General features: G+C 55.8%; 28 protein-coding genes. 17 read left to right on the top strand and 11 right to left on the bottom strand.

The window, feature by feature from the left end; all coding sequences use genetic code 11:
- Positions 1 to 178: 178 nt before the first annotated feature.
- Complete coding sequence (locus MW898_RS17705; RefSeq protein WP_248909306.1) at positions 179 to 2,068, top strand: hypothetical protein; 1,890 nt, start codon at positions 179 to 181, stop codon at positions 2,066 to 2,068.
- A gap of 67 nt (positions 2,069 to 2,135) precedes the next feature.
- On the opposite strand, the gene MW898_RS17700 is transcribed toward MW898_RS17705, so the two are convergent.
- From MW898_RS17700 to MW898_RS17690, 3 genes are read right to left on the bottom strand one after another with little or no spacing between them, the layout of a single operon-like run.
- A complete protein-coding gene (locus MW898_RS17700; protein ID WP_248909304.1) occupies positions 2,136 to 3,140 on the bottom strand; it encodes a lysylphosphatidylglycerol synthase transmembrane domain-containing protein in 1,005 nt (334 codons plus the stop codon).
- The gene (locus MW898_RS17695; protein WP_248909805.1) at positions 3,137 to 3,832 is read right to left on the bottom strand and encodes a PHP domain-containing protein; all 696 of its coding nucleotides are present in this window, start codon (positions 3,830 to 3,832) and stop codon (positions 3,137 to 3,139) included. Before MW898_RS17695 ends, MW898_RS17700 begins: the two co-directional genes overlap by 4 nt.
- Positions 3,833 to 3,886: 54 nt before the next feature.
- A complete protein-coding gene (locus MW898_RS17690; protein ID WP_248909302.1) occupies positions 3,887 to 4,804 on the bottom strand; it encodes a UbiA prenyltransferase family protein in 918 nt (305 codons plus the stop codon).
- A 62-nt stretch (positions 4,805 to 4,866) separates the two neighbouring features.
- Between MW898_RS17690 and MW898_RS17685 the strand changes: the two genes are divergently transcribed.
- The 9 genes from MW898_RS17685 (at position 4,867) to MW898_RS17645 (ending at position 13,493) form a co-directional block, all read left to right on the top strand.
- A complete protein-coding gene (locus MW898_RS17685) occupies positions 4,867 to 5,952 on the top strand; it encodes an NAD-dependent epimerase/dehydratase family protein (RefSeq protein WP_248909300.1) in 1,086 nt (361 codons plus the stop codon).
- Positions 5,953 to 6,071: 119 nt separating this feature from the next.
- Positions 6,072 to 6,479 carry a luciferase domain-containing protein gene (locus tag MW898_RS17680; RefSeq protein ID WP_248909298.1) on the top strand — a complete coding sequence of 136 codons (408 nt, stop codon included), beginning with the start codon at positions 6,072 to 6,074 and terminating at the stop codon, positions 6,477 to 6,479.
- A gap of 155 nt (positions 6,480 to 6,634) precedes the next feature.
- Positions 6,635 to 7,072 (top strand): DUF5791 family protein, encoded by a 438-nt coding sequence (locus MW898_RS17675; RefSeq protein ID WP_248909296.1) that lies wholly within the window; start codon positions 6,635 to 6,637, stop codon positions 7,070 to 7,072.
- 1 nt (position 7,073) lies between these two features.
- The gene (locus MW898_RS17670; RefSeq protein ID WP_248909293.1) at positions 7,074 to 7,979 is read left to right on the top strand and encodes an SDR family oxidoreductase; all 906 of its coding nucleotides are present in this window, start codon (positions 7,074 to 7,076) and stop codon (positions 7,977 to 7,979) included.
- A gap of 23 nt (positions 7,980 to 8,002) precedes the next feature.
- The gene (locus MW898_RS17665; RefSeq protein ID WP_248909291.1) at positions 8,003 to 9,088 is read left to right on the top strand and encodes an aldo/keto reductase; all 1,086 of its coding nucleotides are present in this window, start codon (positions 8,003 to 8,005) and stop codon (positions 9,086 to 9,088) included.
- Between the two features lie 169 nt (positions 9,089 to 9,257).
- Positions 9,258 to 10,397 carry an MFS transporter gene (locus MW898_RS17660; protein WP_309242241.1) on the top strand — a complete coding sequence of 380 codons (1,140 nt, stop codon included), beginning with the start codon at positions 9,258 to 9,260 and terminating at the stop codon, positions 10,395 to 10,397.
- Between the two features lie 53 nt (positions 10,398 to 10,450).
- Positions 10,451 to 11,542: a glycosyltransferase family protein gene (locus MW898_RS17655; RefSeq protein WP_248909286.1), complete on the top strand. Its 1,092-nt coding sequence runs from the start codon at positions 10,451 to 10,453 to the stop codon at positions 11,540 to 11,542.
- Between the two features lie 2 nt (positions 11,543 to 11,544).
- Positions 11,545 to 11,979 carry a DUF7109 family protein gene (locus MW898_RS17650; protein ID WP_248909804.1) on the top strand — a complete coding sequence of 145 codons (435 nt, stop codon included), beginning with the start codon at positions 11,545 to 11,547 and terminating at the stop codon, positions 11,977 to 11,979.
- An 875-nt stretch (positions 11,980 to 12,854) separates the two neighbouring features.
- Positions 12,855 to 13,493 carry an NUDIX hydrolase gene (locus MW898_RS17645; protein ID WP_248909284.1) on the top strand — a complete coding sequence of 213 codons (639 nt, stop codon included), beginning with the start codon at positions 12,855 to 12,857 and terminating at the stop codon, positions 13,491 to 13,493.
- Positions 13,494 to 13,571: 78 nt separating this feature from the next.
- Here MW898_RS17645 and MW898_RS17640 read toward each other — a convergent pair whose 3' ends face one another.
- Positions 13,572 to 13,763 carry a hypothetical protein gene (locus tag MW898_RS17640; protein ID WP_248909282.1) on the bottom strand — a complete coding sequence of 64 codons (192 nt, stop codon included), beginning with the start codon at positions 13,761 to 13,763 and terminating at the stop codon, positions 13,572 to 13,574.
- Positions 13,764 to 14,121: 358 nt separating this feature from the next.
- On the opposite strand from MW898_RS17640, the gene MW898_RS17635 reads away from it, so the two are divergent.
- Complete coding sequence (locus MW898_RS17635; RefSeq protein WP_248909281.1) at positions 14,122 to 14,982, top strand: DUF7388 family protein; 861 nt, start codon at positions 14,122 to 14,124, stop codon at positions 14,980 to 14,982.
- Position 14,983: 1 nt separating this feature from the next.
- On the opposite strand, the gene MW898_RS17630 is transcribed toward MW898_RS17635, so the two are convergent.
- Together MW898_RS17630 and MW898_RS17625 are read right to left on the bottom strand one after the other, a co-directional pair.
- On the bottom strand, positions 14,984 to 15,511 hold the full coding sequence (locus tag MW898_RS17630) for an Hsp20/alpha crystallin family protein (protein ID WP_248909279.1): 528 nt from the start codon (positions 15,509 to 15,511) through the stop codon (positions 14,984 to 14,986).
- A gap of 59 nt (positions 15,512 to 15,570) precedes the next feature.
- The gene (locus MW898_RS17625) at positions 15,571 to 15,726 is read right to left on the bottom strand and encodes a DUF7559 family protein (RefSeq protein WP_248909277.1); all 156 of its coding nucleotides are present in this window, start codon (positions 15,724 to 15,726) and stop codon (positions 15,571 to 15,573) included.
- 203 nt (positions 15,727 to 15,929) lie between these two features.
- Between MW898_RS17625 and MW898_RS17620 the strand changes: the two genes are divergently transcribed.
- Positions 15,930 to 16,997 (top strand): saccharopine dehydrogenase family protein, encoded by a 1,068-nt coding sequence (locus MW898_RS17620; protein WP_248909275.1) that lies wholly within the window; start codon positions 15,930 to 15,932, stop codon positions 16,995 to 16,997.
- On the opposite strand, the gene MW898_RS17615 is transcribed toward MW898_RS17620, so the two are convergent.
- The 4 genes from MW898_RS17615 to MW898_RS17600 form a co-directional block, all read right to left on the bottom strand.
- Positions 16,985 to 17,857, bottom strand: a complete 873-nt coding sequence (locus MW898_RS17615; RefSeq protein WP_248909273.1) for an aminotransferase class IV — start codon at positions 17,855 to 17,857, stop codon at positions 16,985 to 16,987. The two genes, MW898_RS17620 and MW898_RS17615, sit on opposite strands and share 13 nt — an antisense overlap.
- A 303-nt stretch (positions 17,858 to 18,160) precedes the next feature.
- On the bottom strand, positions 18,161 to 19,048 hold the full coding sequence (locus tag MW898_RS17610; RefSeq protein ID WP_248909271.1) for a helix-hairpin-helix domain-containing protein: 888 nt from the start codon (positions 19,046 to 19,048) through the stop codon (positions 18,161 to 18,163).
- A 109-nt stretch (positions 19,049 to 19,157) separates the two neighbouring features.
- A complete protein-coding gene (locus MW898_RS17605; RefSeq protein WP_248909269.1) occupies positions 19,158 to 19,949 on the bottom strand; it encodes a shikimate dehydrogenase in 792 nt (263 codons plus the stop codon).
- A 21-nt stretch (positions 19,950 to 19,970) separates the two neighbouring features.
- The gene (locus MW898_RS17600; RefSeq protein ID WP_248909266.1) at positions 19,971 to 20,540 is read right to left on the bottom strand and encodes a hypothetical protein; all 570 of its coding nucleotides are present in this window, start codon (positions 20,538 to 20,540) and stop codon (positions 19,971 to 19,973) included.
- A 102-nt stretch (positions 20,541 to 20,642) separates the two neighbouring features.
- On the opposite strand from MW898_RS17600, the gene MW898_RS17595 reads away from it, so the two are divergent.
- From MW898_RS17595 to MW898_RS17575, 5 genes are all read left to right on the top strand, one after another.
- Positions 20,643 to 21,998, top strand: a complete 1,356-nt coding sequence (locus tag MW898_RS17595) for a D-aminoacyl-tRNA deacylase (RefSeq protein WP_248909264.1) — start codon at positions 20,643 to 20,645, stop codon at positions 21,996 to 21,998.
- Between the two features lie 67 nt (positions 21,999 to 22,065).
- Entirely contained in the window at positions 22,066 to 23,223 is a 1,158-nt protein-coding gene (gene ftsZ / locus MW898_RS17590) for a cell division protein FtsZ (RefSeq protein WP_248909262.1), read from the top strand.
- Between the two features lie 142 nt (positions 23,224 to 23,365).
- Positions 23,366 to 23,539: a protein translocase SEC61 complex subunit gamma gene (locus tag MW898_RS17585; RefSeq protein WP_248909260.1), complete on the top strand. Its 174-nt coding sequence runs from the start codon at positions 23,366 to 23,368 to the stop codon at positions 23,537 to 23,539.
- Positions 23,539 to 23,976: a transcription elongation factor Spt5 gene (locus tag MW898_RS17580; protein WP_248909257.1), complete on the top strand. Its 438-nt coding sequence runs from the start codon at positions 23,539 to 23,541 to the stop codon at positions 23,974 to 23,976. Before MW898_RS17585 ends, MW898_RS17580 begins: the two co-directional genes overlap by 1 nt.
- Positions 23,977 to 24,179: 203 nt before the next feature.
- Complete coding sequence (locus tag MW898_RS17575) at positions 24,180 to 24,908, top strand: PHP-associated domain-containing protein (RefSeq protein WP_248909255.1); 729 nt, start codon at positions 24,180 to 24,182, stop codon at positions 24,906 to 24,908.
- A 95-nt stretch (positions 24,909 to 25,003) separates the two neighbouring features.
- Here the strand turns inward: MW898_RS17575 and MW898_RS17570 are convergent, their stop codons facing one another.
- Positions 25,004 to 25,474 (bottom strand): metal-dependent hydrolase, encoded by a 471-nt coding sequence (locus MW898_RS17570; RefSeq protein ID WP_248909253.1) that lies wholly within the window; start codon positions 25,472 to 25,474, stop codon positions 25,004 to 25,006.
- Between the last annotated feature and the right edge of the window lie 42 nt (positions 25,475 to 25,516).

Here is a 25,516-nt window from a genome sequence, read left to right as displayed (position 1 = left end):
AACAGAGATGTCTGCAGAAATCCTCCATCGCTTGGAACCGCGAGATTGTGTCCGTGACAGCACCCTCTCCGAGCAGTAAATACGAGCTGTATCAGCAGAGCACGCACTGATCTCACTATTGTACTCTCGTCAACACATAGAATTTAATCCGTTGGGGCAGTGATCACGGATGACAATCATGAACCGCTCGCGTCAGCTCGCTCTCTTTCTTTTGGCAATCGTCGCACACATCGAATCACTAACGTACTGGTTTGTGGCAACAGACACAACGAAGCTGATCGTTTCGAGTCGGGTGCTGAACGTCGGAGACGCTGTGGAGCTGTTCACCCAGCCGATGATGTACGAGGCTGATTTCACTGACATTGCGCTGTTCTATCGGCCGATCGCTAGCCTCTCGTACGCGATCGACTACGCAGTGTGGGGACTCGATCCAACTGGATACCATCTCACCAACCTCGTCTTGCACGGCGTCGTGGTCGTGCTCGTCGCAATCGTTGTCACCGAGATAACCAATGACAGCATCGTCGGGCAGCTCAGCGCCGTTTTGGTCGCATTGCATCCGCTGATGGCCGAGGTCGTGCCAGCAGCGCCACGTCGTCACGACATCGTTATGGCGATATTCGTGCTCGGATCGTTGACACTGTACATTCGGAGCAAAAATAAGACAGCGAGTGATGGAAGGGCGAATCTCGTGGGGGCGCTCGTGCTGTATGCGCTCGCGCTCGGTGCAAAAGAACCGGCTCTTCTCGTGCCCGGACTGCTGTTCGTGTGGACGGCAATACAGCAGTACGACACTGGTCCGTACAACGCGCTCCGAACAGCAGTTCGTGCTGTGATCCCGTTCGGTGTTGTTACGGTCGTGTATCTCGCTGTGCGCGTTGCGGTGTTGGGAGGACTCGGTGGCTATCACCACATTCGGAGCGGACCAGTGACGCTCGTGGATGAAATACGCGTTGTGGTAGAGTACGTGATCTCGCTCGCGTATCCGGCAGACGTTATCGGAAACGGACTCGCCGCTGGCGGACTCTGGATGGGTGTGCTGCTCATACTGGCGATGCTGATCGTGCTCGTCTCGCTCTGTGGTGTTTCGTCGCTTCACCGAGAGCGATCGAGTGCCACTAGTACACCGCTGCTCGCTGGCTTCATCGGTGGCTGTACAACAATTGCGTTGTTGATCGCCTTCTCACCTGAATGGGAGATTCTCGGCTATCTCGTGTATCGTCAGCCAGCGCCTCGCCATTCGTATCTGTATCCAAGTATGGCGCACGCCGCCGTCGGTTTGATTCTTCTTGGCAGCTGTTGTGCCGGTCTCTTGTGGGCGATGACGACCCGTGCATCGGCATTCACAGAGATCCAACCAGCGCTCGCGTTCTTCGTCATCTGGCTACTCGCTCCCCTCGCACTGTTTTTCCGGAACGGTCTGTACACGATCCGTACCGGTTATCTCTCGGTGATCCCGGCGATGGCGATTCTTGCACTCGTGCTCGTCAGCGCGGGCCGCGAGATCTGGAACAGCGACCAGACGCAAGATTCTGATCGGTCCCGACAGTGGAGTACGCCGCTCGATCAGAACATTGCGCTTGTCGGGATTGTTCTGTTGTTGATTGTTCCGATCGTCGCAACCTCGCCCCTCTTTCACCCGTACGATAGCTGGGAAACAGCAGGAGAGCTAAATCGCCAAACGTTCGTTGGACTCGACAACGAGCTCGATGGTGAACTCGGCGAATCGACGACCGTTCAGCTGATCGGTGCTCCCAGCGGACTCGTGGACTCAGAACGATCGTTCCCGCGAGTCAAATCGGTCGTGTACATGGATCAAAAGGCAGTTCAATCGTGGCTCATGTTGCAGCGCACAGAGCAGAGCGCATCGACCGAAACCACAGTCGCTACGAACAATTCGACCGAACTGCAACGCATTCCCGACCGGATTTTGTTCGAGACGACGAGAGAACAGGAAACGGTGGTCGTTCGCTTCCGATACGAGAACAAGTCAGCCGCGTCAGCGATGCAGTTGCAAAGCGAATACCGATCGCAGTGCGGTCGCCAACTCACAGCTGGAAAGTACTGATAAGTAGTAATTCTTTGATATTTCCGAAAGCGATGGTCAGAGAAACCAAGCGATCTGGATGAAGAGATCAGTCGTTGCTTTCGCGTTCGAACGATGTCTGTCGCTCTGAGGACGTATCCATGAGACGATAGAGTCCGAAGACGAATGCGCCGATGATCGCGCCGTACCACAGCGTACCGACGCGGATGAGGAGCGTCGCACTGACAGCGACAGTGCGAGAGTAGCCGACAGCGAGCAGGGTACCGACCATGCTTGCCTCCGCAGCACCCAACCCACCGGGAAGAAAGCTCACTGCCCCGACCACCGAACCGAGTCCGAGAACTGAGAGTCCGAGCAGTGGATCGGCAGGAGCATCGAAGCCACGGAGAATAACCCAAAGGGCGATTCCCTCTAATCCCCACGCCAGCAGACTCAACACCATTGCGACGGCGAGTGGGCGCGGACGAAACAGCTCGTACGTGCGCTCGTAGAAGTCCCTCAGATCCGATGCGTAGGGACCAAGAACGGGGATCGTATGCAACCACGAGAGAATTCGGAGCGAGAGCGAACGCCACTGAAGAACACCGAGTCCCCCGATGAGGAGCGCAACAATCCCGATCAGCACGACGATTGAACGCTGATAGAGCAGGACAGCGAGGAACGCAAAGCTACTCAGTGCGAGCAGATCGGTGACCCGCTCGGCACCGACGACCGGCACGGTTCGACTCACCGGAACGTCGTGGAGATCCCGGAGAAACCACGCTTTCCACACTTCTCCAACTTTCCCAGGCGTGACGACGAGCATCAGTCCGCTGAAAAACACGAGCGCACTCTGACGAACGGGAATCGTGATTTCGAGAACGCGCAGGTAGTACGCCCACTTCAGGAATCGGATACCGTATCCGACGAGCACCAGACAGAACATCGCTACGACGGCTCCTGCGTCCACATTGGAGAGTGCTTTGACGACGGCGTTCGCATCACCGAACAGGAAGAGTCCGAAAAACACGAGGAGCGTACCGAGAGCTGTCAGCCACAGCCCGTGCTCGCGCAGCAGACTTATGCAGTGACGAACGTACGTAGATCCTTTCATCGGCTGAGAGTGAAATTGAGACCGAGCGATTCATTCAGTTGGTGAAGCTTCGTCGCCGCGTGACCCGAAAGGTATCGGTCACGTCCGCCACTGCTGGTTTCGCCGCGCTGGAGTGCTTCGAGAAGGGGCCTCTCACACGTGGTGTACGCGCGGCCGATCTCCATCGGAAAGTGAGCGTCGCTTGCACCCGTGACTGGGAGATCGTGTTCACGGGCGAACGCCCGGGCGCGCTCGTTGTATCGCGTTCGGAGACAGCGGGAATTGCGGACTTCGATCGCATCGACGGCAGCAGCGATCGCATCGAGGTTGCTGGCGTAGTGCTCTCGGAGCCGATCGAATGGGTGTGAAAGAATCGCCACCCCGCCGAGATCGTGAACGTGCTCAATGACCGAGAGTGGATCACCCTGCGGCGGTGGCTCCTCGACGTTCAGCGCGAGAAGATGTCCTTGTGTGGTCGACACTTCGACTCCAGAGATCACTGTCAGTTCGTCGGGCGCAGTTGTTCGGACAGCAGCCACACCTGCAAGCGTATCGTGATTCGTGACGGCGATCCCATCGAGATCACGGGAAACCGCAGCGGCGACGACATCAGCAGGAGCTGCGTTCGAACACGGTGACGCGTCCGTGTGAACTTGTAAATCATACGTGTACGCCATCTCTCCCCCCGTATACGGATCCGCATTCACGTCCATACTCACACAGATGCGTGATCTCGCTACCGGTCATATTCGTACTCGCGCACACGTTCACACCCCCATGAACCCCTCTGCGAGGGTTGTTGGGATACGATAGATGACAGCAACTGTGACAAGAAACCACAGAATGAGGGTGACAAACATCGCTCGGTCTGTGAGGAGATACGCCGGTCGACCGGCTACGGCTGTCGTATGAACGAGGTGATGGTACCGAAATACGCCGTAGAAGGCGAGTGGAAGCGTCAGCATCATCGGGGTCTGGGAGTGGAAAAACGTGTACAGCGCGTAGGTCATCAGTAGCATTGCGATCGTCACGACGAGCAGTTGGTCCAGCTCCTCGTCGGTGTATAGTCCGAGTGATTCGCGGGTGTCAACGGGATTCGTGACAGTTTCGAGTTCATTTCGTCGCTTTCCAACCGCGAGGACGAGGGCAAGCAAGAACGTACAGAGAATGAGCCACGGGCTGAGATACACACCAATAGCAACGACACCCGCGATTGCTCGGAGGACGAATCCAGTCCCGACGACGAGTACGTCAACCAGCACGATATCTTTGAGAAATAGCGAGTAGACAATATTTTGCCCGAGATAGGCAACCAAGACCACCAAGACGAGCTCGTTGATAAATAATGCCAGGGCGAGTCCACCACACAACAGTACGACCGCAGCCACAGTAGCGACCGAAACTGATAGTTGCCCGCTGGCGATCGGCCTGTGTTGTTTTTCGGGATGTTTGCGATCCTCCTCACGGTCACAAATGTCATTGACGATGTACACAGCACCGGCGACTGCGGTGAATGCACCAATCGCGCCAATAACGCGTCCCCACGCAGTGACGGAGAGGAGACTTTGTGAGAAAAGGATACCCAACAGAAGGACACCCTGTTTGTACCACTGCTGTGGCCGGAGTTCACGAAGCAGCCCTCGTAAGGTGTTCGTCGACCGCGATGTGAACGGTTGCCCTGACATTGGATGGCTCAGGACTACGTGGGCCATAATAAAAAAGGGCAATGGCCGAAAGAGTACATCTAATGAGCGAACACGAAGAAGAAAACTCGTCATCGAACACGGTTTTCGTCACAGGAGGGACTGGTTTCCTTGGACTTCACGTGTGTGAGTATTTCCGAGACGAGGGATGGAACGTCGTGGCGTTCGATCGGGTTCCGTTCAACGAAGAAGACGATGTTCGTGGAATCGACTACGTCAAAGGTGACGTCCGGGACGAAGAGGCTGTTCGGGAGGCGATGGCCACGTTCGACCCAGATGCGGTCGTTCATACCGCGGCGGCGCTCCCGCTCTGGGACGCCGATACGATCCGCGAGGTCACCATCGATGGGACGCGATCGGTACTGTGGGCAGCCAAAGACCACGGCATCGAGCGTGTTGTGTATATCTCCTCAACGGCAGTCTATGGGCTGCACGAGGAGCATCCGATCACGGAAGCGTCACCTCTCGACGGCGTCGGGCCGTACGGGAACGCGAAAATCGAGGCCGAGAAGGTGTGCAAGGACTTCCGTCGGATGGGCATGTGTGTCCCAATTCTCCGTCCAAAAACGTTCATCGGACCACAGCGTCTCGGTGTCTTTCAAGTGCTGTTCGACTGGGTCGAGACTGGCGCAAACATTCCGCTCGTCGGATGGGGAAACAACAAATACCAACTCATGCACGTTCACGATCTGGTTCGTGCGATCGAACTCGTAACAACGCACGATCCCGATGCGGTCAACGACACGTTCAACGTCGGCGCAACGGAGTACGCAACGATGAAAGAAGACTTCCAGGCACTGCTGGATCACGCAGGATCTGGAAAGCGCGTCGTTGGAACACCGTCATCACTGACCGTAGCCGTTCTCAGGCTACTGAATCGGCTGAATCTGTCGCCACTCTACCCGTGGATATACGAGACTGCACACCACGATTCGTACGTGTCGGTCGATAAGCTTCGGGAGCTGGGCTGGGAACCAGAGTACTCGAACACAGCGGCACTGATCGACACCTACGAGTGGTATCTCGAACATTACGAGCCACGCGAGCGTTCGAACACAGGCCTTGACCACCGCGTCGCGTGGGACCAAGGAGCCTTAGGTGTCGTCAAGCAAGCGTTTCAGGCGTTCTGAGCGACACTGTGGGAGCGGTGAAGATGTTCATACGAACGTCCAAGCTCTGTCTGCCCCTCTTTAGAAAAGTACGCTGACGATCAGGGCACCCCCTGTCAGCGGCTACTGGAGGGACTCACATGAACGCAATCGAATCGACCGTCAGTGGCTGGTCTGGTATCGAAGTCGAACCGCACCGATTCAGTGCTCGGGAATTCACGCTGGATGGCACCGAAATTGGCCATCTCCACAACGGTCGATTGCTCGACATTCCTTTTCCAAAGCGCATCCGAGATATCCTCATTGAGGAGGGACAGGCTGAAAAACATCACATTTACCCAGAATCGGGGTGGGTCTCCTACCTTGTCGACGGAGACGAAGCCATCGGCGGTGCGCTTTGGCTCCTGCGCGTCTCGTATCTGTACTGTCTGATTGGGATGCAACAGCGCGACGAACACGCCGTAGATCCGGTTGACATCGATGCGGAGTTGGCCGAGTTGGACGTGAGCAGCGAGTTACACGACGTGTTCGAGGAGGCAAGTGGATGAGCAGAACGGCGCTTTCTCGTCACCACCGACCGAGATGAGATGGACGCAGCCGACGAACAGCAAGCGGCCGAACAAGCACTCGACTAAGTAAACAAATCACGACACCAAGAGCGCGAGCGTAAACACACTTGTAGCGAGACGATGTATTTCACTCCATGATCCACACCATCGTCGACGACCCTGGTTCAATGACGCCGACAGCGCTCCAGCAGCGGTACGAAACGGAGCTACGGGAAACCGTCGAGGAAGTCGGTGCAGAGACCGTCACAGAGCGGACAGATCTCGACCAGAAACAAACCGAGGCGATTCTGTCGGAATCCTCGACATTAGCGGACGAGCTGTCACTGATGGACGCGGCTGCCGTCTTCGCGCTGCGCGATGGAGCACCCGACGCTGAGACGGTCGAGGCAGAAGCGCGTGACGTACTTTTGCTGGGAATGACGAGCGCGGTTCTCGACGTCGATACGCTCGAAGGCGAGGTCGACGGACAGATCGAGGCACGCGCGATTCAACAGAAGATCGAGGGGCGCTCTCCGATGACGCTCGGAGAGTTCGTGCTACTCCAACAGACGATCGAGGAGCGGATGCTGTAGTATGAACGTCGCTATTCTGGGCTGTGGGTACGTCGGCCTCGAACTGTGTCGGCTACTCGACAGCCACGACGTGACGGGAGTTCGTCGCTCCGACAGCGGTCTCACGGCAATCGAAGCGACGGGTGCAAACGCAGTACAGGCCGACGTGACCGACAGCACATCACTCGCCGACGTGCCGGACGTGGATGCGGTCGTGTTCATTGCGAGTTCGGGAGGACGCGACGCTGAAGCTGCCCGTGAGGTGTACGTCTCAGGATTGAAAACGGTCATTGACCAGTTCGGCAACCGCGATCACTGTCCAGAAACACTGATTTATACGTCGAGCACCGGCGTCTACGGCGATCACGGTGGCAGCTGGGTGGACGAGAAAACATCGATTGAACCGACAACAGAGAAAACACGCGTGCTCGCAGAAGCAGAGCGAATCGCTCGGGAACGCCCGAGCGAATACGGCTTCGATGGGACTGTGGTCAGGTTTGCCGGCCTGTACGGCCCGGACAGATACAGACTAGAACGATATCTCGAAGGACCAGTTACGGAAGGTTATCTCAACATGATTCATCGGACCGACGCGGCTGGTGTTATTCGGTTTGCGCTCACCGAGCCAGTGAATGAACCAACGCTGCTTGCGGTCGATGACGAACCAGTCTCGAAATGGGAGTTCGCCGATTGGCTCGCGGACCGCTGTGATCTCGAACACCCACCGAAGCAGACGAAAGACGAGCGGTTGGCTGAGAGCGACCTCTCACAGGTGGCAAAACGACGTCTCCTGACGGGCAAACGCTGTTCGAACGAACGCATTCGGGAGTTGGGCTACGAATTCACCTATCCAACCTACCGCGAGGGCTACCGAGAGGCAATCGATCGTTATCAAGGAACGACTACTCACAAGGACGACACTGATTAGTTTTGCTGTGCTAACGCGCGATAATGGCAACCAAATCCGCAACGTGGGCCTACCGAGATTCGTTTCCCTCGTTCGCTCGAACCTATTTTCGCCGATATTCTGACTGTATCATCTCGAGCATCGGTCTTGGCACGTATCTCGGTGATCCGACCGACGCGGTCGATGAGCAATACCACGCCGCAATCATCCGGGCACTCGATCACGGGATCAACGTCGTCGACACGGCGATCAACTATCGCCACCAGCGCAGCGAGCGCGTCGTCGGGCAAGCGATCCGAGACGCAGACGCCGATCGGGAGAGCGTCTTCGTCGCAACGAAAGGTGGATTTGTCCCGTTCGATACCGAGCGGCCGGATGATCCCAGAGCGTACATCGAAGCGGAGTACGTCGATTCTGGTATTATCGAACCCGATCGGCTCGCTCGCGGGATCCACAGCATCGACCCAGACTTCATCGACGATCAACTCGACCGTTCGCTCGCAAACCTCGGACTCGACGTGCTTGATCTCTACTACGTCCACAACCCCGAAACGCAGCTTCAAACCACGTCTCGAGAAGAGGTGTACGACGAACTGGAGGCGACGTTCGCTCGACTCGAAGAGCGCGCCATGGCGGGTGACATCCGCCATTACGGCCTTGCGACGTGGGAGTGCTTTCGTGTCTCACCGGACCACGACAGCTACCTCTCGCTTTCAGAGATCATCGAGCGCGCTCGTGCGGCCTCCGATACGGCCGGAACGAATGCGACACACTTTCGCGCGATACAACTCCCGTTCAACGTCCACATGGCGGACGCGTTCACCGTCGATGCACACGAGTCGAGCGAGGGAATGAAAAGCGCACTCGAATTCGCTCACGATTCCGGGCTGAACGTTTTCACGAGCGCCAGCATCGGACAAGGAGAACTCGCAAGAGAAATTCCCGAGGCAATCGCCGCGAAACTGAGTGGTGACACCAGCGCTCAGCGAGCCATCAACTTCGCACGGAGCGCACCCGGCGTCACCACCTCGCTTGTCGGAACGAGCACGACCGCACACGTCGATGAGAACGTCGCTGCCGGAACGTTCGAACCGATGGGCGCACGAGCGTTCGACGCCACGTTCGAATGAGAAAGCGCGTCAGCGAAAGCAAAAATGCGTTGAACGCTACGAATAGTCATCTGTATACACATCAAAAAATAAATAGATTAAGGAACCATCAGTTTCGACCGCTTTCGGAAGTGTTGATGTTGAGAGTGTCCGAGCATCGAATGTGTCGCGTTCTCGTTTGTTTGGTTCGATGTGTTCGATGGTGTTCCTCGTCAATTTGGCGAGAGTCGTTTTCTCGCCATTGCTGGAGCCACTCAAGATTTCGTTTGGTGTGACAGATGCTACCATCGGACTACTCGCTACTCTCGTGTGGTTAGGGAGTGCGCTCCCTCGAATTCCTGTTGGATACGCGCTCACGAAAGTACCGCGCCATCACGTTGTCCTCGTTTCAGGAGGAATTCTCACGGTCTCAGCGGCGTTCTCAGCAGTCGCACAGAACATTGAGGTCCTGATGGGAGGTGCATTCGCTCTTGGAGTGTCGAGTGGCGCGTATTTCATCGCTGCAAATCCACTCGTAAGCGAACTGTTTCCAGAGCGCGTCGGAAAGGCACTCGGTACCCACGGAATGTCGAGTCAGCTCGCGGCTGTCAGCGCGGCTCCGGTTGTCGGTGCCGTCTTGTTTCTCGGATCGTGGCGACTCGCGTTTGGAGTACTTGCCAGCGTCGGCGCACTCGCGACGGTCATTTTCTTCGTAATCGCGTATCGGACAGAGCTGCCGGCGGCCGGTGCAGGTGATCGTGACTTCGTCAATGCAGCACGCGAGCAGTGGCGGATTATTCTCGTCGGCGTCACAATTATCGGGATAACAGGGTTCGTCTGGAACGGTGTATTCAATTTCTACATCACGTATATGATCACGTCTAAGTCCGTTTCACAACCGGCCGCACAAGGGCTGTTGACGGTGCTGTTCGCAGCCGGCGTCCCAGCGTTCTTCGTCACAGGGAACCTCGCCGACCGAATACCAAACATTCCGCTCGTATTCGTCATCTGTGGCCTGTTTGTGTGCTGTCTCCTCGCGCTCACCGCTACCACGGGCTATCTCTCATTGCTCATCATAAGCGCAGTTCTCGGTTACGTTATCCACGGCATGTTTCCGGCCATCGATACGTTTCTCCTCTCGTCATTCCCAGATGAAAATCGGGCAAGCGCATACGCGATCTACAGTGGCAGCATGATGATCGTGCAGGCCTCAGGAAGTTCAGTTCTCGGCTACCTCATCAGCACAGGTCATCCGTTTAACGATGTCTTTTATGCGTTCTCTGGACTCATCGTCGCGGTTCTCGCTGTGTTCGTCTTCGTGTATCTCACAGGACGATTTCCAATCGAATAGGACAGTTCCGCGGATAGATGAGACTTTGCCCCGCAGGGCACCACTCATATGTAATGGAATACGTTCAGGAGCGGGTAACGACGCTGCACGACTTTGCTGATACCGTTCCCGACGCACCGACCGATCGAACGAGCGTCGTTGTGCCGATGACCGAACACGCTCACGCTAGTCACACGACCGAGCGCATCCTGACGACGCTCGAACGGGTCGATCCAGCTCGCGTCGTCGTCGCACTGCGCGCGGATGAGCAGAATGTGAGCAAGATACACGAATGGCTCTCAAGCTATGAGTTCGCGTGTGAGACGGTCTGGTGCGGTGGCCCTCGGGTACAGGAACGACTCAGAAAAGCAGGGCTCGACGGTCCGCACGGAAAGGGACGGGACGTCTGGCTCGCAATCGGTGTTGCAAGCGACAATGAGTACATCGTATTCCACGACGCCGACACCGAGACGTACTCAGAGCGCCACATCAACCGACTGCTCTTTCCCCTCGCACGAGATTACTCGTTCGTGAAGGGCTATTATGCCCGCATCGAGGAAAATCAGCTCTATGGCCGACTCTTTCGGCTCTTCTACGTTCCGATCGTGCGTGCGCTCGCAGAACGCCAGTCAGCTCCGGTCGTCGAGTATCTCGCTGCGTTCCGATACGCTCTTGCGGGCGAGATGGCGATGACAACTGCGCTCGCTCGACAGTTGCGCTTGCCTCGTGGGTGGGGTCTCGAAGTCGGCGTGCTTGGAAACGCATTCGAACACGCGGGATTCGCGGGGTCGGCACAGACTGATCTCGGCGTTCACGAACACGATCACCGAGCGGTCGGCGGACCGCAAGGCCTCGGAGGGATGAGCGTCGAAGTCGGTGCTGCGCTGTTTCACGCGCTCGCGGACAACGGCGTTCACCCGGATTATGAATTATTACGCGAACGATATCACAAGACAGCAACAACGCTCATCAACCAGTATGCCGAGGACGCGGCGTTTAATGGGTTGGACTACGACAGCACAGCCGAGCATGGACAGATCAAGGAGTACGCAAAGGCCGTGCAACCTCCTAAGAAGGACACGCGCCTGCCTGCGTGGGAGAACGCACCCATCGACCCACATGCAGTGAGCAATGCCGCACGATTGGACATGAATGAGCAAATATGACAATCGATCTCTCACCCGACGAACTCGCAGGGGTCGTCGATCTCTTCGGTGCACTCACCCGACCCGAACTCAAGACCGCACTCGTCGAACTCGCATTCAAGCAAAGCGAAGACCCACCCGACGAGTCGCTGATCGACACAGCCATCGAATCGTATCATCTTGTCAAGAGCGAGGATGCACTCACTGTCGGACCAACCGCTTTCCCGGTGATCCCCGACGGTGGAACGGATCTTCCACACATCATGGATATCGAATCTCGGAAGGTCGACCGTGATCGGCTCGGCAGAGCAGTTGAGGAGCGCTTTCGAACGGAGGCAGCCCGAGCTGTCGCTACCGAGGATGAAGAAGCAATCAACCGATTGATAGACGTGAGCTACGATTTAGAAACGTGGGGACCGGTCGAATTGGCGAATGCACGAGAATTGCTCGCTGATTGAAGTAAAAGGCCATCCACAAAACAATATCTCTGAATTCCCGGGGTCTGATGTATGCTTCCAAAGCCCGTGGCTGGCCAAAATTGGAAGCCATTGGACAATTGGGCAGTAGTATCCCATCTATCAATCAACAACAAGTATACTATCATTCGTAAATGGTCAATATGGAACTATACACGAATATTAAATACCATTGTATAATAGATGTGGGCGGAGGCCGCACGCAGCTGTCAAAAAAGACATTGGTTCGAACACATTGGAACCGTGTGTTCTGGCACACGGTAGCGGTCTCCCAACTTATCCATGATGAGGACCAGTTGGATATTCCGACATAATCGCACATAAATTTGGTGTATAATACTTAACTTTCCTACATTAAATTCTTGCTGGAACGGCCATTCGGTAAGTTATACGAGTACACCTGAAATGCTCATTTCCGACCTTAGTTTCTGATTCCCACGGCTATCAAGATCTTGTTAGGACATCTCACAATCCTTCGTACGTTCGTACAGCCATCGATGGGTTCTCCCTGATTGATACCCTCACTCAACAGTGATGAATTCCCCACCATTTTATGACGTATTCTACGATCAGGTATCGGAACTCGTACCCCTTTGTTTCAACTGGAACTGATAATCTCAATATATATGTTGATTCGTATATTCGACTACAAATTCATCTGAATTCTAATGATAGCATACATAGATTACTCGTGTTTCTATAGAGATCAGTCGTGGTTGGGAACAGAGAACAGCAAGACAGTCATCCACTAAACGAGTAAAAGAAGATTCATTTATAGCATTTCCTGATACATTTGAAATACGTATTCGTGTGATCACAAATACTGTTATTGCAATTGAGGAGGTAGCATACACTACATGGACCGTTCAACACGGGACGGACAGCTCACGCCGACTGTCGATCTTTCGCGGGTGAGTACGCACGAGCCGGTTGCTGTGTGCGATGAGGAACGGGAAGCTGCAGTTCTCGTACCTGTCATCGCGCGTGAGGCCGGAGAGTACCTCCTGTTTACAAAGCGCGCCGACCATCTCGGAGAGCATCCTGGCCAGATGAGCTTTCCCGGTGGTGGACGCGAGCCACACGACTCAGATCTCTGTGAGACTGCACTCCGTGAATCCCACGAAGAGATCGGACTGCGGAAGGGTGAGTCGCGTGTCGTCGGCCGTCTCGATGATATTCGGACCGTTACGAGCTACTCAGTGTGTCCGTTCGTCGCTCAGATCCCCGATCGTGAGTATCTTCCCGACCAACGTGAGGTGGCCGAGATTGCAGTCCTCTCAGTCGATGCACTGACTGATCGCTCGAACTACGAATCGGAACAGCGCGATCACCCTCACTACGGTGATATCCGACTCCACTTCTTCCATGTCGATGGATACACCGTCTGGGGCGCAACAGCTCGTATTCTCGTCCAGTTTCTCGAACTCGTGACCGATTGGGACCTGCCCCCGGACGCCGACCGCCGGGTCGATCCGGATGCGGATCTACCGACGTGATCACTATCCACGCAGTACTCACAACTCCGTAGGTGTGTTTTCGAAATAACGTACGACTGCCAACAGAAAAGCCACGGTTTACTCGGAATCCGATTCGTGCAGGCGGAGGTAGATTGCAAATCCGATCATTGTCGGTGGCCACAATCCAATGAAGACACCTCGTTGTCGATTGTCACGAGCGTAATACTCGTACAGCGCGAGCATGACAGAACCAATTGCTCCGAAGACCAAATACGACGCTCCCGATTCCTCTGGCATTGCATCGGACATGACGACTCAATGTTGGGCTGCTTTTGAGGTAATTCTGTACCTTGCAAAACACGATGGATCAATACGACGCATTCTAAATTCAGCCGTGGACAAATACGACAGTACAACGCCCATCGTGGGCACTGCCGTGCGATCCGCACACCGAATCAGTAGCGCTGACACGAAGAATGATAAATAATGAGATTACAGTATATTCAGTTAGTGGTTGAATATACGGGTCTGGTAACAGTCGGTGTGTTGTAACGCTCGCCTCGAACGACACGTTTTTGCGCAGACCACCCAACTGTGTCGTATGGTCGTTTTCACGGCAGATCGCGTTCCGCGCCGCGTATAGCGTATTTTCGACCGGAGGAGACGAATGTTGACTGCACAATCATTCTCCAGCGTTGGGTTCGATGCTATCGCGCTGAAACCGACAGAGTGTGACGTCTCTCGCGCTGCTGGATTCGAAATCGATACAATCACTATCGACTACGAAGGACGCGAACACCTCCCGAGCCGAGACACACTTGATACGCTCACAGAGCACGCAACCGTGTATCTCACGACACCCGTTCGTGCGAACGGATTCGATCCGCTGGGTGATAGCGCGCTGGCTGATTGGATGCCAGACGAGATCGGACGCGTGTTCGTCGCCGGAAATGCGGCGTACCTGAGCGATGAAGAACGGAGCCGGGCAGTCGCACCACGACTTGAAGCAGCGCTTGCGTCGTCCAGATCGACAGCAGGACCAGCACCCTGTCCGTGGGTCGGTACCGAAGGCATCGAACGACTCGCGCTTGCGGCTGGTGGCGTTCAGTACGATCTCCTCTCCCGACACACACTCAGCGAAGTTCGTGCGCTCCGTTCTGTGGGATACGACGGCGAAATCGCAGTCTATGCACCGACCGTTCTCTCCGACGATGACGACGTGATCCTCGACGCCGTCGGTGGATACGTCGCACGACGGAAAATCGTACGACGAGCAATAGCCAAGGCATCATCAGACACCACTACTGACGCAGCCACTGAATCAACATCCAAATCCGGTTCTACTACAGCGCCAGTCACTGATCGTCGGGCAACCGGGCAAGCTCGTGATATCCTCCTCACTGCTGCACAGGATTTCGCGCTTGTCGGTAACAGAGAGACAGTCCGTGAACGGATCAGAACCCTCCACGACGCGGGCGTCGATACGGTCGTCAGTTATCCAGCCACAGGACTCACTGCGTTCGAGTGACTTATTCGCTCGAATCCGAAGCCCCACCAGAGTCGTCTGAATCGACGGAGTCAGAGTCAGAGTCAGAATCAGCGTCTGAATCCGAATCTGAATCGTGATCGGGTTTGCTCTGTGTCCGGTCGGTTTCGATGCGAATCGGGTCGTCAGCGGAGTCGGAACCGGTTTTTGGCAACGTCACTTGTAAGGTTCCTGAATCGGTGAGCGTTGCTGTCGCCGATTCTGGGTCGACAGACGCATGCTCCGGAAGGGAAACGGACCCGGAAAGTGACAACCCGCGGCCACGAAGCTTCATATCGAACCCCTCGTAGGTGTCACGGAAGCGATCGACACGGACGTGAACGGTTCGATCATCGAATCGAACGTCAACATCGTTGCTCGTCGCTCCGGGCGCATCGAACACGATGATATAGGACTCATCATCCTCCAAGAGATCGACAGAGAGTGGTTTTTGTTCTTGGATGCGACTCACTGATCGCCCCAAACCGTCCAGTACGACGCTCTCGACCCGTTCACCGAATTCCCGTAGCATACGCCGATCTACGATTCGAACGTGCTTATCGCTTGTGCGGAGACAAAATACCGCGAATATTATAGAACGATTTCTTCGAGTGCATCCGAGCGACAGTACGGACAGACGAAGTCGTCGGTGGTTGTGTCATCACTCATGTCATACGTGTAGTGCAGTTCCATCATGTCCAACTCACACTCTCCGTTCGTACATTTTGCTTCGACTGTCTTGGGCATAGTCACGGATAGAGGAGGGATAGTAATTAATGGCGTGGAAATCGAGGTAAATCGCCGGTTGTGACAACTGGAAATCGATAGAGACGGAAATAGACCAGCCAGATCACGCTCGTTCGAGAACAGCGGTTTGGCCGTATCATCACGTGAGCTCTCAGATATCGATTTGCGGATGGGTTATATCGAAGAAGCAAGAATTCGCAGGTATGGATACATTGCTCGTTTACGGTTCATACGGGTACACCGGTCGCCTCGTTGTCGAAAGAGCGATCGAACAGGGGATTGAGCCCGTCCTCGCTGGACGAGATACGGCCAAGCTCGAAGCGCAGGCGACGGAATGGGGACTCGATTGCAGGGTGTTCGGTCTCGAACATTCCGACATCGTAGCGCAACACATAGCGGAATTCGATGTTGTACTCAACTGTGCTGGTCCGTTCGTCCACACACACGAACCAATCGTCGAGGCGTGTCTCTCACGAGGCACACACTATCTCGACATCACTGGGGAGATCGAGGTGTTCGAAGCCATTGCGTCTCGCAGTGAACGGGCAGAGGAGGCAGGAGTGACGCTCCTTCCGGGTGTCGGCTTCGATGTGGTGCCGTCAGATTGTCTCGCATCGCACCTTGGGAATGCACTTCCTGAAGCAACCCACCTCGCACTTGGTTTCGATAGCCTCGGCGCTCCGTCACCTGGAACCGCCCTGACGATGGTCGAGGGACTCGAAGCGGGCGGTGCCGTCCGTGAAGACGGCAAGATACGACGAACACCGCCGGGGTGGAAAAGCCGCTCAATCGACTTCGGTCATCGAGAACGAACCGCAGTGACAATCCCGTGGGGCGACGTTTCGACTGCCGACCGGACGACGGGCATCCCAAATATCGAATTCTACATGGCACTTCCTCCACAGGCCATCCGTGCGCTTCGACTCTCTCAGCACCTCGGACCGCTTCTCACGAACTCACTCGTCAAGGATGGTCTTCGATCGTTCATCGAGAGAGCGATCGATGGACCGGACGCTGAGGAACGTCAGCAGGGAGAGAGCCGTCTGTGGGGTGAAGTCTCAAATGGTGAAGAGCGGCTCATCGCGCGGCTCACGACACCGAACGGGTACACACTCACCGCCGAAACAGCCGTCGAGAGCGCTCGACGAGCACTCGATGGCGAGACGCCGAACGGGTATCAGACGCCATCAACGGCGTTCGGAACCGATTACGTCCTCGAATTCGATGGCGTAGTCAGACAAGACGCCAGAGAACCAACTCACTCCGAGTAGTACTGTTCGACGAGGTCATCGAACAGTCGCGAGAGAAGCGTCGTAATCGGTCCCCCACCAATATCGAGTCCGTCGACGGTTTCGACCGGCCGGAGTTCCCACGTCGTATTAGTGAGAAACGCTTCATCAGCAGAGCGGATGTCATCGAGAGTGTACCGACCGGTCTCGACAGGAAACGATTCGTCGGCAGCGAGATCGAGGACGATCTCGCGTGTGATACCGGGAAGGATCGTTCCTCGCTGTGGCGTTTTGAGCGTGCCGTTGTCGACGAAACAGAGATTGCTCGTTGCGCCTTCTGCGATATAGCCGTCCGTGTCTCGAAGCAGAGCTTCGTCAGGATGGTAGGACTCTGTCGTCGCGCGCCGGAGTTCGAGTCGAGCGAGAATACCGTTCAGGTAGTTATGCGTCTTCGCCGAGACAGGGATTGCACTGTCGGGAATCCGACGGGTTGTAACGGTCTGAACGGTTGCGTGATCGTCCCAGACGGACTGGCCGTTTCGTCCGCCGCGCGGGAGGCTGTCGACGACAACAACGACCGTCGGATCGACAGTCGTTCGTGGCGTCAGTTTCCCCGGCTGGATACCGCGGGTGATAGAAACGCGGACGTAGGCATCTTCGAGATCGTTTGCATCGAGGGTCTCTGCGATTCGGAGCGCGAGATCGTCGGGAACCGCATCAGCCATCCCGAGCGTTTCACAGGTGCGTTCGAGTCGATCCCGGTGAGCACTCCACGCGAACACCGCACCACCGTACGCTCGCAGCGTCTCAAACGCCGCGTCACCGTAGCGAAAGCCTCGATCGAGCACGCTTACCGACGCATCTTCGGCGGAGACGAGCCGACCATTTACGTGATACTGCATTAGTCTCTGTTCGGAGACAGCGTCGGCAGAACGTTTCGGTTATCCTTTCCCTCGCGTGTCGTCGTGTTGATGTTTCGATGTAAGCAAACTGTGGTCGAGCCAGTCTCCCGTTGTACACGAGAGAAGAGTAGTATTCTAGTGGTACGAGACATCGTATTCAGAAGAGACGGCTACTAATCCGCAGCATCGAGAGCTACTACACGGCGGACTCGGTCGAACTCGTCGAATCGAACGCCGTAATCACACGCCTGACAACCACTGAAGACAGACCAAATTCGCGTAGAATTGTGTATAATCGAGTGTTCACCGGTGCTGTGCACGTCCGACCCAACGATCGATACGCTTCGAAGAGATATCGGTCTCCGCCGCAAGATCCTCAGAATCAGCAACAGCAAGATCAGCGACCGTTTCGATGCCCGCTTCTGCAAGCGTCTCGGCGTACGTCGGTCCGACTCCTTTGATGACGTTCACTGACTCCTGCGTCCCGACATCCTCGGTCGATTCGGTATCTGAATCCGCATCCACATCGTCAGCCGACGCAGCTCCGGTATCCGCTCCTTCGGAATCATCCGCTCCTTCTGCATTTGCTTCCTCCACAGCTGTTTCCGTTGGTTCGTTTTCGTCAGATGCGTTATCCGGTTCACTCCCAGACACAGACTCCGTCTCCGTCTCCGGTTCTGATTCGTCTTCTGTCTGTTCTATCCCGGTGGCTGGCCCGGTTCCCGACCCATCACCAGTGCCGGAATCGGAGACGGGACCCGCTGCTTCCGCGGGTTCTGCCGCCGGACCTGTCTCCGTGTCGGCGTTCCCCGTCGCTTCGGCAGGTTCGACACCGGCATCCGTATCGACCAGCGTTCCCGCCTCCTCACCACTGTCCAAATCGGAGCTTGTCGAATCAGCTCCATCATCACCGTCACTGTCACCATCGTCATCGTCATCACCATCATCGTCACCGGAGTCGGGTTCGGTGTTTCCGCTCGGATCGGCATCCGCCTCTGTACTGACATCGGTTTCAGCAGTTGTCTCACGACCGCCACTGGATTCGGCAGTGACGTCTGCAGCACCGTTGGTGTCAGCTTCGTGTGATGGAGTAACATCGTGTTCATCTGACGTCTTGATGGTACCCTCTGTCGATTCTGACTCCGGCTTCCCCATTCCAAGAACTGACTTGATCTTATCGAGTAGGTTCATGGGCGGTGATAGTGAGGCGCACTACTTAAATACGTACCCGATCGCTCACAGTTCAAATGCACATCGAACGGGCGCGTTTCGGGGTATCGAGTTGGACCGAATCGAACAGCTACAGTCGATCACGGAGCGCGTTGTTCATGGAATCGATCGGGGCGTCGCGGCCAGTCCAGTGTTCGAACGCGACTGCACCCTGATAGAGGAGCATCCACCCGCCATCGACAGTCGTTGCGCCCGCTCGTTGTGCGTCTCTCAGCAGGCGTGTTTCGATCGGTGTATACACAGCATCAAGGACAGCACAATCCGCATGGAGGGCTGTTGCGGGTACTGGGGATATATCCTCATCCATTCCCACGCTCGTTGCATTGACGAGTACGTCTGCCTCCGCAACGATCTCCGAAAGGGAATCAAGTCCGTGACTCGATGCGTTTGGGACGTCTTGTGCGAGTTCGTTCGCTCGCTCGACGGTTCGGTTGGCGATACGGACGGTCATCCCTTCGTCCGCAAGACCGAACGCGACGGCCCGACCAGCACCACCGGCACCAACGACGACGGCTGTCCCCGATAGCGCCACATCATGCGAGCGCAACGCTCTCACAGCACCCTCTGCGTCGGTGTTGTATCCGATTCCCTCCGCTATGTCGATGGTGTTGACCGCACCGATGCGCCCAGCGAGCGGATCCGGATCAACGAACGAGAGCACGTCTTGTTTGAACGGAATCGTTACGTTGAGACCGACGATTCCGAGCGCCCGAGCACCGGTCAGCGCCCGTTCGAGATCGTCGGGGTGGGGTTCGAACGTGACGTAACGGGCATCCATACCGAGCGCGTCGTACGCACTCTCGTGCATCGGTGGCGATAGCGAATGGCCGACAGGATTGCCGAGTAGTCCAAATACGTTCATGTGAATGCTGATGTTGAGGTGTTAGTGTCCTGCTACGTTGGTCAGTCCGAGAGCGAAGACGTGGTACAATACACCGCCGATGGGCAGCAGATAGAACTGACCACCGACGAGAAACGGTGCTGGTTGCATTCGCTTTGTGTCGAGAGAGTGGAGACGGTAGGAGAAGATCACACCACACACAATCGCGAGGATAGCCGAGACGGCATTTAGAAAGCTCGCTATATCCCAGTGGAACGAGAGCCACGACGTAAACAGAATGCCGAGTGTGATCAAAATCGACCTGTGAAACGCTATTGCGCCGGTGCTCTTATCAAGAGCAAGCGGATCCGTATCCCGCGAAACCCAGAGATCGCTGTTGAACTTCTCAGGACGTTCGGTCGAAAGCGGTGTGCGCAACCGTGAGAGTACTGCACCGGGGGGGCTCCCTGTTGGGCTGCCTACCCTAGGGCGGTGACCGAGCCACTCAACGCCGTTAGTGAATATTTCGGCACCGAGCAAGAACAATGCAAAAACACCAAGCAACAGGACGGTGCTCATGGCTGTCGAGCCGGAGAATAACGGAACGACAGGAATCGAAGATGACAAAACCATATCGAGCGTACCGGAGGGGATCCATTAAGCAGTTCCATTTCTGACTCGGTGAGAAGCACAGAAACCCGATGAGCTTTACCCTGACGGCGATCGAGTGCGGATGTGATCGGCATCGTCGTTAGCCGCGCTGACAGCGCTTCGCTCCACATCTGCGAGCAGCTTCTTGCCCTCGCAGACTGGGAAGAGCACGAGACACAGTCCGACGTCGACGGAGACAGTACCGTCTACCGGCTCGAAGACGTCGAACTCCGGATCTTCGATGAGCTTCATCTTCATCTGGATGCTGTCGATGAGGTGTTCTGCGATCCCTCGTTGATCGTGTTCGCTTCGCGCCACGCTGGTGAAACGGGAGCGCTACTGACGGCCCATCCAACGGGGAATTTTGGTCCGGCAGAGTTCGGCGGCCACGACCACGATCTGGCCCGGGCCGCGCCAAACGCGCAAGCAAAAGCACTCACGGCGCTCACAGAACACGCCCCAGCCGGGTACGACGTCGGATTAGAAGGAACCCACCACGGTCCAACAACACTCGATACGCCGTCTCTGTTCGTCGAATTGGGGAGCGACGAATCACAGTGGAATGATCCAGATGGCGCACGCGCGGTCGCACAAGCTATTCTCGATCTACGCGGCGTCGACCCCGAGCGCGAACGGACGGTCGTCGGGTTCGGTGGCGGGCACTACGTCCCGCGATTCGAACGCGTCGTTCGTGACACCGACTGGGCGGTCGGCCACGTCGCTGTTGACTGGGCGCTCGATGCGATGGGTGATCCGACCGAGAACGCAAACCGAGCTGTTCTCGAGCAGGCGTTCGAACAGAGTAGCGCCGAATACGCGCTCATCGACGGCACTGCTCCTGCTCTCGAACGAACCGTCGAATCGCTTGGCTACCCGATCGTCAGCGAAACGTGGATGAAAGAAACGACAGGCGTTCCGCTCGAACTCGTAAAACAACTCGAACGAGACGTGATGGCGATCGAAAACGGACTCCGGTTCGGCGACAGCGCACGACAGTTGTGGACTGAAAACGACGACCAAGATCCACACACATCATACTCACAGCTCGATCTTCCGTCGGGTCTTCTCGCAGAGGTGAACGGCATCGACCACGAACGGATACTATCGACCATCCGCTCGTATTCAATAGCTGTCACGACCGTCGAAGGTGGGACGAAGCTCGGCAAAACGGTCGTTCTCCCGGAATCGGTAGACCGAAACGATCTTATGGAAGAGTTTATTACAGTTCTCGATACGAAGTACGACGATGTCGAACGTGACGGTGATCAGATTGTCGCACACAGGACGGCGTTTTCACCCACACTAGCCCGAGAACAAGGCGTTCCTGAAGGGCCGGCGTTCGGTCGGCTCTCAGATGGCCAGACTGTCGAAATCGATAACACGACCGTGACACCGGGCGACGTTCGAGAACGACAGACATACATGTTTTCATCCATATGAATGTCTGACACACGTCGGACTGCTGGCGAAAGATAGTTATCCGACGTTGCTGTTATCCCACGCAGGCATGGACTCGATCATCGAGGACGCGATCAACGAGGCCGAGGGGGAGGAGGAGGATCTCCCACGCGGGAACGGGGCCGACACTGACACCGAGGCCGACATCAGCACGTCCGGAACGATGACCGATGACGAGCTTGCGGGTATTGTCAGCGATCTGCAAACTAAAATTACGGTCTTTGGATGTGGCGGCGCTGGGAGCAACACGGTTACACGGATGGCAGAAGAGGGTATCCACGGAGCGACGCTTATTGCAACCAACACCGACGCTCAACATCTTGCAGAACAGGTATCCGCTGATTCTAAGATTCTCATCGGTCGTAAACACACTGGCGGTCGGGGTGCAGGTTCTGTCCCCCAAATCGGCGAAGAAGCTGCCTTAGAGAACAAAGACGACATCACAGCCGCGATGGACGACTCTGATATGGTGTTTATTACAGCCGGTCTCGGTGGCGGGACGGGAACTGGCTCTGCACCGGTCGTCGCGCAGGCGGCCCAAGATGTCGGTGCACTCACCATCGCTGTCGTCACCATCCCATTTACTGCTGAAGGGAAACGACGACGGTCGAACGCCGACGCAGGGTTAGAACGACTACGATCGGTCGCAGATACGGTAATCGTCATCCCGAACGATCGATTGCTCGATTACGCGCCGAATCTTCCGCTGCAGGACGCATTCAAAATCTGCGATCGTGTGTTGATGCGCTCGGTGAAGGGAATGACAGAACTCATCACCAAACCCGGTCTCGTGAACGTCGACTTCGCCGACGTGAAAACGATCATGGAGAACGGGGGGGTTGCGATGATCGGTCTCGGCGAGTCCGAATCTGAGAACAAAGCACGGGACTCTATCCGGTCTGCGCTTCGTTCGCCGCTGCTTGATGTCGAATTTTCGAACGCCAGTAGCGCGCTTATCAACGTGGTTGGCGGCCCCAGTATGAGTATCGAGGAAGCAGAAGGAGTCGTCGAAGAAATCTACGAGCGCATCGATAGCGACGCCCGAATCATTTGGGGAGCGTCCGTTGATTCAGAGTTCGAGCAACGGATGGAAACAATGGTCGTCGTCACTGGTGTCGAGTCGCCCCAAATCTACGGACGCAGCGAAGCAGACCGTGAAGCACGCACACGATCGTCCGCTGAAGACTCGATCGACTACATCGAATGACACTCCTTTCAGTTGCAGTGAGAGAAGCCTCGTTCGATGTCCTCTGTCGCAGAAATTATATTTGACAATGTATTTATATTTTATTCACCATCTCGGATAACGCGGTAGAAAGATAGAAAAACGACCATCTGCAAGAGTCTGTATGAACATCCCGAAGAACCTCTCCTCGTACATTCGTGTGCTCAAACTCGCCAGCACACCATCAACAGAGGAGTTCTCTCAGGTGTCGCTCGTCGCAGGTGCGGGAATCGTGCTTGTCGGGCTCCTCGGGTTCATCATCTTCGTCTTCATGACGATCCTACCAGGTGGTGCCTAATGTCGATTTACGCAGTCAAAACGACCGCAAGTCAGGAGCGGACAGTCGCAGATATGATCATGAACCGCGAGGAATCGTCAGTTCACGCGGCGCTTGCGCCCGACTCCCTCACGAGCTACGTGATGGTCGAAGCCGACGATTCGAGTGTGTTCGACCGCATCCTCGACGAGATACCGCACGCACGCGGTCTCGTTCAAGGTGAATCCTCGATTGTCGAGGTCGAACACTTCCTCTCACCGAAACCAGATGTCGAGGGGATCGCCGAAGGCGATATCGTCGAACTCATCGCTGGTCCGTTCAAAGGCGAAAAAGCGCAAGTACAGCGCATCGATGAGAGCAAAGATCAGGTGACTGTCGAACTGTACGAAGCGACGGTCCCGATTCCGGTGACCGTGCGGGGCGACCAGATCCGCGTGCTCGACAGCGAAGATCGATAACGTAGCGCTCCGAGAAGCTTTGGCGCACGCTGCTCGCGTTCGATTTCTCGACGAAAGCAAGCTTCGGTGCCCACCTGCTATCACAGGCGAACAGTATATAATGCGTTGAACTACAGTTGGTTCAATTGCGTCTCTGGAACGGCATCGTTATCATTCGACTGTGAGTATCCAGTACCGTGACAGGGGGCGAGGTTCGAATTGATATGCACGTGAAGATTCTCGACGAGTCGATCGTCGAGCGGTCGAAAGCGCGGGGACTCGACGCCATTGTCTACGCGCCACATTTTACTCGGTTTCCTAACATTCGAGCAAAGGCTGAGGCATTCTCAGACGACGACCTCGATGTCTATCCCGCTCGTGAGATATTTACGGGCGACTGGCGGACGCGAAAGCACGTTCTCGCGATCGGACTCACGGATCCGATTCCCGACTTCATCACACTGTCGGGGGCAATGACAGAACTCCAACGGCAGGGAGCTGCTGTTCTCGCCCCCCATCCCGAGTTTCTCACAGTCAGTCTCGACGAAAGCGATATCCGCGAATACACTGTCCACGCAGTCGAGACGTACAATCCAAAGCACAGAGAGCGCCATAACGTGCGTGCACAGGAAATTGCACGCGATACCGGTCTACCAGGATTCACAGCCTCGTACGCCCACCTTCGAGGAACGATTGGAGAGGCGTGGACGACGTTCGAAGCGCCGATCGACGACATCGAAGACCTTGTGAGAGTACTCAAAAACCGAGCACCGCGACGAATCTTCCATCGGTCGGGATTCGAACATCACGTCCGCTGTGCGACGGAGTTCGCTCATCTGGGCTATGAGAATACGTGGGGAAAGATCGATCGAATCCTCCTCTCAGGGACCGAACCAACCCACCCGGGACACATCGCGTACGAAGGGCGATTCGACGACGTGCGCGTCTATTGACACGGACACAAACGAACACGAACCATTACCCTGCCGCTGTCGCCGATTCACAGAGAGCGGAAATTTTCCCAGTGTCGTCGGTGTGATAAATCTGATTATACTGCCGGGACCGTCCAGCCGTACCGTCCTGCTCCGTACACAACGGTGAACACAATGATCAGTTCAGTAGCTGTGATGACGAGCGTGACGACGCTGGTGTATTGGCTCTTCGTTGCTACTCCCGTTGGAAAGCCGTATTCTTGTTCGAATGGATAAAATAGGGCGATTCCGCGTTTGCTTCCGACGACATCGAGGACGTAGTGGGTAAGCACACCGATCCACACATAATGTAGATTATCGAATACGAACGGGAACGCGATGAACATCCCGAGGACTGGGAGGTTGTGCAACGTTTTCCGGTGTCTCCCGAACTCGGTGTCGATATCGGGAAAGAGCGCACCGAGAGAGACAGGGACTGTTACTGCAACGATCATCCGGAGTGTCTCGACGCTGCCATCGGGTGCGAGAATGAACCCCAGTCCAATGCCGAGGAGAAGACCGTTGAGGACGTGTCCGTGTTTATTCACGACCGGGGTGATGCTCGATAGGGGTAGAAAGCTTTCGAATTT

Origin of the sequence: Halocatena marina (assembly GCF_023276375.1) — an archaeon.
GTDB lineage: Archaea > Halobacteriota > Halobacteria > Halobacteriales > Haloarculaceae > Halocatena > Halocatena marina.
Note: the sequence above shows the minus strand (reverse complement) of the source record. Positions and strands in the feature narration are given on the sequence as shown.